General features: G+C 74.8%; 7 protein-coding genes. 1 reads left to right on the forward strand and 6 read right to left on the reverse strand.

Annotation, left to right across the window (positions count from 1 at the left end; translation table 11 throughout):
- Nucleotides 1-199 precede the first annotated feature (199 nt).
- Entirely contained in the window at nucleotides 200-2,575 is a 2,376-nt protein-coding gene (locus tag AE652_RS25020) for an FHA domain-containing protein (protein WP_049655329.1), read from the reverse strand.
- 179 nt (nucleotides 2,576-2,754) lie between these two features.
- On the opposite strand from AE652_RS25020, the gene AE652_RS25025 reads away from it, so the two are divergent.
- Nucleotides 2,755-4,104, forward strand: a complete 1,350-nt coding sequence (locus AE652_RS25025; protein WP_049655332.1) for an acyltransferase — start codon at nucleotides 2,755-2,757, stop codon at nucleotides 4,102-4,104.
- A 116-nt stretch (nucleotides 4,105-4,220) separates the two neighbouring features.
- Here AE652_RS25025 and AE652_RS25030 read toward each other — a convergent pair whose 3' ends face one another.
- From AE652_RS25030 to AE652_RS25050, 5 genes are all read right to left on the reverse strand, one after another.
- Entirely contained in the window at nucleotides 4,221-5,006 is a 786-nt protein-coding gene (locus AE652_RS25030; RefSeq protein ID WP_049655334.1) for a DUF3050 domain-containing protein, read from the reverse strand.
- Between the two features lie 88 nt (nucleotides 5,007-5,094).
- Entirely contained in the window at nucleotides 5,095-6,063 is a 969-nt protein-coding gene (locus AE652_RS25035) for an alpha-ketoacid dehydrogenase subunit beta (RefSeq protein ID WP_049655335.1), read from the reverse strand.
- On the reverse strand, nucleotides 6,060-7,133 hold the full coding sequence (locus AE652_RS25040; RefSeq protein WP_234348523.1) for a thiamine pyrophosphate-dependent dehydrogenase E1 component subunit alpha: 1,074 nt from the start codon (nucleotides 7,131-7,133) through the stop codon (nucleotides 6,060-6,062). The genes AE652_RS25035 and AE652_RS25040 overlap by 4 nt, the downstream gene beginning before the upstream one ends.
- Complete coding sequence (hppD, locus tag AE652_RS48480) at nucleotides 7,130-9,064, reverse strand: 4-hydroxyphenylpyruvate dioxygenase (protein WP_234348524.1); 1,935 nt, start codon at nucleotides 9,062-9,064, stop codon at nucleotides 7,130-7,132. The genes AE652_RS25040 and hppD overlap by 4 nt, the downstream gene beginning before the upstream one ends.
- Nucleotides 9,065-9,201: 137 nt before the next feature.
- Nucleotides 9,202-10,287: beta-ketoacyl synthase (locus tag AE652_RS25050; RefSeq protein ID WP_049655338.1), on the reverse strand; the 1,086-nt coding region annotated here is incomplete at its 5' end.

Genomic DNA, 10,287 nt, shown 5'->3' on the forward strand with positions numbered 1-10,287 from the left:
TCCACCCAGGCGGTCCAGCCGTTGGAGCAGAGGATCCGCGCCCAGTCGCCCCGGCGGTCGAGCAGCTGCAGCGGCAGCAGCGCGTCGAGCCGGGCGTCGGGCCGGGCCGGGTCGGGTGCCGCCCAGGAGGCCATCCCGTCCGGCGGGGCGACTGGGTGGGGCGGAACGCGAACTCGTCCATGCGGCGGTCGCCCTTCCGCTAGCGCCGCATGATGCTCGGCTCGTGCCGCCGCAGCAGGGCCAGCACCACCAGGCCGTACAGCAGCGAGAGCGCGGGCAGCAGCGCGATGCCCACCAGCCAGCCGGAGCGCTGGTGCCGGAACATCGGGTCGGCGGTGATCGCGTTCGGGAAGATGCCGTGCAGCTCGACGGTGCGCGCCATCGCCGACAGGCCCCAGCGCGACGGGACCAGCCAGGCGAACTGCTCCAGCCCCGGGACGCCGTGCAGCTTGAGCATCAGGCCGCTGAAGACGATCTGCACCACCGAGAGGAGCACCAGCAGCGGCATGGTGGCCTCCTCCTTGCCCACCAGCGCCGAGACCACCAGGCCGAGCATCATCGCCGAGAAGGCGAGCAGCGCGACCGCGAGGATCAGTTCGGGCAGCTGCGGCATCACCACCCCGGTCGGCACCGCGAAGGAGAGGTCCACCCCGGCCAGGCCGACCACGGTCAGCACCGCGGCCTGGGCCACCGTGACGGTGCCGAGCACCACCACCTTGGAGACCAGGTAGGCCGATCTGGACAGCCCGACCACCCGCTCCCGCCGGTAGATCGCGCGCTCCTTGACCAGCTCGCGCACCGAGTTGGCGGCGCCGGTGAGCAGACCGCCGATGCAGAGCGTGAGCAGGCAGTTGACGGCGTTGTCGGGGGAGAGCCGGGAGCCGGCCATCGCCCGGCACATCAGGCCGATCACGAAGGGCAGCACCACCATGATGGTGAGGAAGAGCCGGTCGGCGGCCAGCACCGCGGTGTACCGGCGTACCAGGGTGCCCAGTTGGGAGAACCAGCCCTGCGGCTTGTCCCAGTCGATCACGGGAGCGGCGGGCGTGGCCGACGCGGCGGGCTCGTGCGGGGTCGGGTGCGGACGGGGCGACGGCGTCGGCCCGCCCTCGGCCGCCACGTAGCGCGCGTACTGAGGGGAGCCGCGGAACCGCTGCTGCCAGCTGTCGTGGTCCTCGTCCTCGAAGGCCTCGAAGGCCTCCGGCCACTCCTGGTAGCCGAAGAAGCCCAGCGCCTCGCCGGGCGGCCCGTAGTACGCCGTCCGCCCGCCCGGGGCCAGCACCAGCAGCCGGTCGCAGACGCTCAGGCTCAGCACGCTGTGCGTCACCACGACCACCGTCCGGCCGTCGTCGGCGAGCCCGCGCAGCATCCGCATCACCGAGCGCTCCATGCCCGGGTCCAGCCCGGAGGTCGGCTCGTCGAGGAAGAGCAGGGACGGCTTGGTGAGCAGCTCCAGCGCGACGCTGACCCGTTTACGCTGGCCGCCGGAGAGGCTGGCGATCACCTGGTCGGCCCGGCCGTCCAGGCCCAGTTCGTGGATCACCTCGCGGACCCGGGCCTCCCGCTCGTGCGGGTCGGTGTCGCCGGGGAAGCGCAGCTCGGCGGCGTAGGACAGGGCGCGGTGGACGGTGAGCTGGGTGTGCAGGATGTCGTCCTGCGGCACCAGGCCGATCCGGCGGCGCAGCTCGGCGTAGTCGCGGTAGAGGTCGCGCCCGTCGTACAGCACCGTGCCCTGGTCGGCGGGGCGCAGCCCGGTGAGCGCGTTGAGCAGGGTGGACTTGCCCGCGCCGCTCGGCCCGGCCACCGCGAGCAGCGCCTTCTCGGCGAGCGGGAAGCCGACGTCGTCCAGCAGCACCCGGTGGTCGGGGCCGACCCGGACCACCAGGTGCCGGACGTCCAGGGAGACCTCGCCGGTGTCGGTGTACTCGACCAGCCGGCCGTCGGCCAGGCAGAGCGCGGAGTGGCCGATGCCGACGATGTCCGCCGGGCCGACCGGGGCGCGCTGGACGGGGCGGCCGTTGAGGTAGGTGCCGTTGTGGCTGTCCAGGTCGACGATCTCGTGGCCGCCGTCGGGCAGCGCGCGCAGTTCGGCGTGGTACCGGGAGACCACCAGGTTGTCCAGGACCAGGTCGTTGTCGCGCGAGCGGCCGATCCGGACGGTGCGGCCGAGCAGCCGGTGGACGGCGCTCGGGCGGCGGAAGGTGCCGGAGAGGTGCGGGGCGACCAGCGACGGCCGCTTGTGCGCGGTGGGTGCCGGAAGGCCGGCGAAGGCCGCGGACGGGCCGTCGGCCGGGTCGCCGAAGCGCAGCCGGGTGCCCGGGCCGACCTCCTCGCGGCTGACCCGCCGGCCCTCGTCGTACGTGCCGTTGGTGCTGTCGACGTCCTCCAGCAGCCAGTGCCCTCCGGTGGCGCGCAGGATCGCGTGGTGCCAGGACACCCGGGGGTCGTCCAGGACGATCTCGCTGGTCGGGTCGCGGCCGAGGTGGTAGGCCCGGGTCGGGTCGATCACCCGCGACGCGGTGCCGGTGACCAGGACGAGGGGCGGCGCGGAGGGTGCGCCGGGGCGCTCTCCCATGCTGCGCATTCTATCGCCGTCGCTGTCGCCGCACCGGCCGAAGAGCCCTGCCGGAGTGCGGGATTGGACTGGACCACTGCCTCCGCGCGCCACTATCGTTCGGCGTGCCCGCGGATCGCGCGCCGCCGGAACGCGCCCGCGCGTCACCGGGAGTCGTCGAGTGCTTCGGAACGGAACCCATGAGCATCTGGCCGCAGTTGCGAAGATCCCGGACCGTCCGGGCCGGGCACGCCACCGGCCGGGTGCTGCGCTGCGGGCTGATGGACACCATGCTCGCCGACCTCGCCGTCTCGGTCGTGCTCTGCTTCGAGCACCCGCTGGACGACGACCGGCTCGCCGCCGGCCTGGCCCGGGCGCTGGAGCGGGTGCCGGTCTTCGCCGGAAGGCTGCGCACCGTCGAAGGCGTCCTGGAGGCGGTCTGCGACGACACCGGCGTGCCCTTCGAGGTCTACACCGTCGAGGGCACGCTCGCCGAGGCGATGGGCCGGGCGACGGCGGCCGGTGCCGAACTGGTCGCCCCGCTGGACGCCCCCGCCGCCCGTGACGGCGGCGTCCCGCTGCTCACCGTGCGCCTCACCCGCACGGCCGACAGCGGCACGGTGCTCGGCTGCTCCTGGCACCATGCGATCGGCGACCTGCACAGCTTCATGCTGCTGCTGCGGACCTGGTCCGCGGCGGTCGAGGGCGAACCGCTGCCGAAGGCCGAACTCGTCGACGACCAGGACGAGTTGCTGGCCGAGGTACTCCCGGACGAGGACTGCGGCCGCCCCGGCTTCCGGCTGCCCTCGGCGGCGGAGGCGGAGCTGCTGGCCCGCGAGGTGGCGGTCGGGCCACGCGCCAACCGGATCGTCCAGATCGCCTTCACCGACGCCGAACTGGCCCGGATGCGCGAGGAGTTCGGACTGGCGGCCGGGCGCCGGCTCTCCTCCGGGGACGTGCTCTGCGCCCACCTCCTCAGCACCCTGCGGGGGTTGGACGGGGACGACGCCGAGCGGATGCTGACCGTGCCGGTCAACGCGCGCCGCTGGCTGGGCCTGTCGCCCGCGCTGCTCGGCAACCTCCTCAGCGAGGTCCATCTGCCGCACCGGCCCGAGGAAGGACCGGCGGTGCTCGCGGGCGCACTGCGTACGGCGGTCGAGGAGTTCCCGACCGCACACCTCAACCTCCGCGCCAACCTGTGGTTCCTGGCCACCCTCGGCCGCTCCCGGCTGCGCGACTGCGTGCCGCTGGGCTTCGACCCGGCGGCGCGCCGGTTCAGCTTCTCCAACTGGAGCGGCTTCGGCGCCTACGCGGTGAGCTTCCAGGGGAAGCGGCCCGTGCTGTTCAGTCCGGCGGCCAACTATCCGATTCCCTGGGTCTGTTGGACGGTCGAGGGGTTCCGGGGCGAGGGCCGGCTGGCCACCGTGGTGCTGCCGGCCCGGCTCGCCGCCCGGGTGCGCGGGGCGGAGGGCCGGGCGGCGCTGCACCGGTTCCGCAGGGCCGGGGACCGGCCGCCCGCCTCGGCCGGGGTGCTGCCCAAGGTGCTCTGAGCCGCCCCGCCGGCGCGGGTGCGAAGGCAGGCCCCGGCGGCGGAAGGGCGCCCACGGGGAGGCCGGTTCCCCGTGGGCGCCCTTCCACAGTGGCCGCGGACGTCCTCCGGCAGGCCTCAGAAGGACCGCTCGATCGCGGTCCACAGCTGGAGCCGGGCGCGCAGCGCGGAGCGGACCGTCTCGGCGCAGGAGTCCCACTTGTCCTGGTCGTCGCCGCACAGGTCGATCAGCATCTGCATCGCCATCGGGGTGTGCTGCTCGCCGTCGACCTCGATGTGACGGGCCAGGTAGTCCTTGAAGACGGTGAGCGCGCCCTCGGGGTCGTCGATCCGGATGACCTGGGTGAACATGTCCGGGATCAGGTCCTCGCGGCCGAAGGCGAAGGCGGCGGCCCGGCAGTGCACCGGCGCGTTCTCCACGATCGACCAGGTGGTGGAGGTGAAGTCCAGGGCGGGCTGCGGCACTCCGGCGTTCTTCAGGGCGTCCGGCACGGCGGTGCCGGAGCCCAGCAGGGCCAGGAACTCCTCGATCGGGCGCGGGTCGGCACCGGCCTGCCGCATGCCCTCGACGTACAGCTCGAAGTGGCTGGTGTAGCCCTCGCCGAGCTCGTCGCTCTCCTCGACCAGCACGATCTCGTTGATCAGCCGGCGGCTGGCGGTCGGGCCGTTCGGGACCCACGGCACGTCCACGCAGGTGAGGTCGCGCTGGAGGCTCTTGAGCAGCGACATGAAGTCCCAGACGGCGAAGACGTGGCTGCCGAGGAAGGTGCGGACCCGCTCGATGCCGGTGAGCGAGCGGTACACCGAGTGCTCGACCACCTCGCGGCGCAGCGGGTCGATGGCCTGCTGGAGGCTGGTCAGGCCGGGGTGCGAGCGGTCCCAGTGGTAGCGGTTCGTGGACAACGGGGCTCCTTGGTCGGGCTGTTGGGCGATCGACGTGTTCGGGGTGCGCGAGGTACGCGGGGGCTGCGCCGCTTCGGGGCGCGGTCGGTCAGCGGTGCTTCAGCACGAGGTCCAGCGCGTGCCGCAGCTGCTCGCGGCCGGGTTGGACGGCGCGGTCGAGGGCGGGAGCGAAGGGCAGCACGGCGCCGTCCGGGCGGGTGATCCGTCGGGGCGGGGCGACCAGGCGCATCTCCTCGGCGGCCGTGGCCAGCACCTCGGCACCGAAGCCGCAGCTGCGGTTGGAGTCGTCCAGGACGACCAGGCGGCCGGTGCGCTCCAGCGAGTCGGCGAGCGCCTGCCAGTCGAAGGGGTACACCGTGCGCGGGTCGAGGACCTCCACCGAGACCTCCGGCGCCAGCTCCTCGGCCACCGTGAGGGCGTCGTGCACCAGGTGCCCGAGGGCGACCACGGTGACGTCGCTGCCCGCCCGGTGGATCCGGGCCCGGCCGAGCGGGACGGGGACGAGGTCCCAGGTGACGGTCTCGCGCACCGGCATCGCGGCGGCGGGCGCGAACACCACGACCGGGTCCGGGTCGCGGATCGCCGAGCGCAGCAGCCCGTAGGCGTCGGTCGGGGTGGCGGGCACCACGGTCTTCACCCCGGCGTGCGCGAACAGGCTGTACGGGTGGTCGGAGTGCTGCCCGGCCCAGCCGTCCCGGGAGCCCGAGCCGGGCACCAGGCAGGTCAGCGGGACGGCGGCCTGGCCGCCGGTCATCAGCGAGAACTTGTGGGCCTGGTTGACGAGTTGCTCGAAGACCAGGAACAGCAGCGACGGGATCTGGAACTCCAGCACCGGGCGCCGGCCGGCCAGCGCGGCGCCGACCGCCATCGAGGTGAAGGCCTGCTCGGACAGCGGGGTGTCGACGATCCGGCCCGGCCCGAAGCGGTCCAGCAGGCCGAGGGTCGGCCCGGCCAGACCGGCGCCGATGTCCTCGCCGAAGACGCAGACCGCCGGATCGGCGGCGAGTTCGTCGGCCAGCGCCCGGTTGAGCGCCTTGGTGTACGAGAGCCTGGTCACGGCGTCGCCCCCGCCCGGGGCCGCAGCCCGTCGGCGTACAGGTGGTCCAGTGCGCCCGCCGGGTCCGGGTGCTCCGAGGCGAGCGCGAACTCCTCGGCGGCGGCGAGCTGTTCGGCCACCGAGCGGTCCAGCTCGGCGACCGTCGCCGGGTCGAGCAGGGCGGCGGCCCGGGGGAGCGGGTCGCGCTCGCGCCAGGCGTCGACCTCCTCGGGGGAGCGGTAGCGCAGCTTCATCCGGCGCTCCATGGTGTGGTGGCCCTCGTAGCGGTAGGTGCGGCAGGCCAGGAAGCCCGGGCCGCGGCCGCGGCGGGCCCGCTCGACGGCGCGCAGCGCGGCGGTGCGGACGGCCTCGGTGTCCATGCCGTCCACCTCCTCGGCGGGGATGCCGAAGGCGGCGGCCCGGCCGGTGGCGCTGCCCGCGACGGCGGTGGCGGCGGGCAGGGTGGTGGCGTAGCCGTTGTCCTCGCAGACGAACAGCACCGGCAGGCGCCACATCGCGGCGAGGTTGAGCGACTCCAGCAGGACGCCCTGGTTGAGCGCGCCGTCGCCGAAGAAGGCCACCGCGACCGGGGTCCGGCCGGCCTCCGGGCCGTCGGTCCCCGGCCCTTCGGCCGTCGTCCGTCCGGGGTTGACAGCCGCCCAGGCCGCGCCGACCGCGATCGGGGCACCGGCGCCGACCATGCCGTTGGCGCCGAGGATGCCCAGCGAGAAGTCGGCGGCGTGCATGGAGCCGCCCCGGCCGCCGTTCGACCCGCCGACCCGCCCCAGGAGTTCGGCGAGCAGCCGGTGCGGCGCGGTGCCCCGGGCGAGCACGTGGCCGTGGCCGCGGTGGGTGCTGGCGAGCCGGTCGCCCGGGCCGAGCGCCGAGCAGACGCCGACCGCGACGGCCTCCTGCCCGATGTACGGGTGGATGCCACCGGGGATCGCGCCGGACTTCACCAGGCCGAGCGCCAGCTCCTCGAAGCCGCGGATCAGCCGCAGCATCCGGTAGCGCTCGGCGGGGGTGTCCAGCGGGGCAGGGCTGTCGGGCAGTACGGCGCCCTCGCCGGCCGGGTGCGCGGGAGCGGTCACGGCCGCCCCCGCCAGACCGTCGGGCAGAACCGCGGGTCGGCGTAGTCCGGCCGGCCGTCGTCCGTACGGCCCACCAGCACGTCGTGGTTGTACACCACCGGCTCGCCGTCCGGCCGGTCGTGCCGGCGGTACTCGTTGGCGCCGTCCTGGAGGTGCAGCGAGACCGCCCGGCGCGGGAAGGAGGCGAGGTTGGGGCCGCTGCCGTGGTAGGTGCGGCAGTGGTGGAAGGACAGGTGGCCGCGCGGGATCAGCATCGGGACCTTGCGCACCCGCTGCCCGTTGTGGGCGGCGTTGGCGGCCAGGATGGACTCCAGCTCGGAGCCGTCGCGGTCGGCGAAGTGCCGGGTGGAGTCCTCGCCCGAGGGCAGCTCCCGCCAGCGGTGGCTGCCGTCGACCATGGTGATGGTGCCGTTCTCCTCGCGGCAGTCGTGGAACGGGATGAAGGCGGTGAGCATCTCCTCGGAGCCGCAGGTCTGCCAGTAGTGCTTGTCGAAGTGCCACGGCACCCGGTTGCTGGGCTCCTCGGGCACCGGGGGCTTGTAGATGAGCGTCGACTGGAAGACCCGGATCTCCGCGGTGCCGGCGAGCAGCGCGGCCACCGCGCCGACCAGCGGCTTGCGCAGGATCGCGCCGATCGCGTCGCTCTCGTAGTGCACGTAGTCGTTGTGCCGCTGGACCGGCCCGTCCTCGGGCCGCCAGGAGGCCAACCGGGGCGGCCGGACGGGCAGTTCGCGGTCCCGGTGGCCGGCGTAGTACGCCTCGGTGGCGGCCTGGAGGGTGTCCAGCTCCTCGTCGCTGAAGAGCCTGCGGGAGAGGTACCAGCCGTGCTCGCGGTAGTGCGCCACCTCGTCGGGGGTGGGCAGCAGGGCGCGCTCGGCCTCGGTGAGCCGGAACGCGGGGGCGGCGGCCGTCGGCCGGGCCTGCTTCGGCTGTGCGGGGGCGGGCCGGTCCTCGGCGGCGGGGCCGTGCCGTTCGACGGCCTCGTAGAGGGCCTTGATGTTCGCGGTGCCGAAGGTGCCCGCTCCTTGCCGTTCGATCAGTTCGAGGAAATAGGTGCGCCGGGGGTGGGTCGAGCGGGCGAAGATCTGGAACAGCTGGCCGCCGTGGTCCTGGTCGACCAGGACGTGCAGGTCGCGCAGGGTCGCCACCGGGATGGCCGTCTCGCCGAAGCGGTCGGCCAGGGCGTCGAAGTAGGCGTCCGGCGTGGTCAGGAACTCCACGCCGCGCTCCCGGGCGGTCCGGACGGCGCCGGCGATGTCGCGGGTGCTGAAGGCGAGGTGCTGGACGCCGGCCCCGCCGTGGGCGGCGAGGAACTCGTCGATCTGGCCGGGGCGGCGGGCGGTGTCGGGCTCGATCAGGGTGAAGGTGACGCCGCCGGAGGCGCTCTGCACCACCTTGGAGTCCATCGCCTGCTCGCCGACCTCGATGTACTCCTCGAAGATCGTGCGGAAGTCCAGCGCGTCCTCGCAGAACCGTACGGCCTCCGCGAGCGTGCCGGCCGGCAGGCAGATCGCGACGTGGTCGAGGCCGTCCAGCAGGCGGGGCTCCGGGGTGGCCTCGGCGTCCGGCAGCGGGACCAGGCGCAGCGCGGTGTCGCCGAAGCCCTCGATCAGGGCGCCGGCCCGGTCGAGCACCCGGGCGCCGTGCCGCTCGGCCCGCTCCAGTGCGGCCGCCGGGTCGGCGCAGCCGAGGGCGAGGACGGCGACGCCGTCCCCGTGCCGGGTGACGTACTCGGCCACCGGGTGCTCCGGGTCGGCGGCGGAGGTCAGCCGCAGCCGGATGGTGCCCTGGCGCAGCCCGATGGTGCGGGAGCCGTCCGGGGCGGTGGCCGGGGCGTCGGCGGTGAAGCCGAGGTCGGCGCTGAGTCCGGCCGCGGTCTTGTCGGCGTCCGCGCAGTGGAACTCGACGTGGGTGATGGTCTGGATGGACAACGGGATCTCCCCCCGGGAGGGATGGTGGATCGAGGATCGGGGCGCGCCGGCGCCGCGCGGCGGTGCGCGGCGGGCGACCGCGGTCGGGCGGCGGCGGTCGGATGGCGGCAGTCGGACGGCGGCTGTCGGCGGTACCGCTAGCGGGCGGTCCGGGTGGAGGCCGGGCCGAGGATCAGGCTGAGGTTGTGGCCGCCGAAGGCGAAGGCGTTGCTCAGCGCGGCGCGCACCGGGACGGTCCGGGCGGCGCCCCGGACGTGGTCCAGGTCGCAGGCCGGGTCGGGGTCGGTCAGGTTGAGGGTGGGCGGCAGCGTCCCCCGGGCCACCGCCAGGGCGGTCACCGCCGCCTCCAACGCGCCCGCGGCGCCCAGCAGATGGCCGGTGGCGCCCTTGGTGGAGCTGACCGCGGGCGGCTCGGCGCCGAAGACGGCGCGCAGCGCGGCGGTCTCGGCCACGTCGCCGAGTTTGGTGCCGGTGCCGTGGGCGTTCACGTAGTCGATGTCACCCGGGGCCAGGCCCGCGTTGGCGAGCGCGGCGCGCATCGCGTCGGCGGCGCCGGTGCCGTCCGGGCGGGGCATGGTCGGGTGGTGGGCGTCGGTGGAGGCGCCCCAGCCGAGGACGTCCGCGTAGCCGGCGGCGCCGCGCGCCTCGGCGTGCTCGGCCCGCTCCAGGACCAGGACGGCGCTGCCCTCGCCGAGCACGAAGCCGTTGCGGCGGGCGTCGAAGGGCCGGCTGGCCTGCTCGGGGTCGTCCCAACCCTGCGCCAGGGCGCGGGCGTTGGTGAAGGCGGCGGCGATGGTCGGGTGCAGCGAGGATTCGGTGCCGCCGCACACCACCACGTCGGCGTCGCCGGCCCGGATCAGCCGCAGCCCCTCGGCGATCGCCTGGGCGCCGGCCGCGCAGGCCGTCACCACGGCGGAGCTGTAGCCCCGGATGCCGTGCTTGATGGCGATCCGGGCGGCGGCCATGTTGGAGAGCATGCCGGGCAGCAGGTACGGGCTGACGCCGGGGCGGCCGCGCTCCAGCCGGCGGTGCGACTGCTGCTCGAAGGTCTCCAGTCCGCCGCCGCCGGTGGCCAGCACCACGGCGGTGCGGTGCGGGTCGGCGTCCCGGCCGACGGCCAGTCCGGCGTCGGCGAGCGCGTCGTCGGCGGCGGCCAGGGCGAGCAGCACGAAGCGGTCCACGCAGCGGGTCTCGGTCGGCGGCAGCACCTCCCGGCCGTCCAC

The organism is Kitasatospora sp. MY 5-36, from assembly GCF_001182915.1.
GTDB lineage: Bacteria > Actinomycetota > Actinomycetes > Streptomycetales > Streptomycetaceae > Kitasatospora.

Excerpts from the sequence above, each read along its gene's own strand:
- AE652_RS25020 (WP_049655329.1), bottom strand. The coding sequence starts at position 2,575 with ATGGGAGAGCGCCCCGGCGCACCCTCCGCGCCGCCCCTCGTCCTGGTC.
- AE652_RS25025 (WP_049655332.1), top strand. The coding sequence starts at position 2,755 with ATGAGCATCTGGCCGCAGTTGCGAAGATCCCGGACCGTCCGGGCCGGG.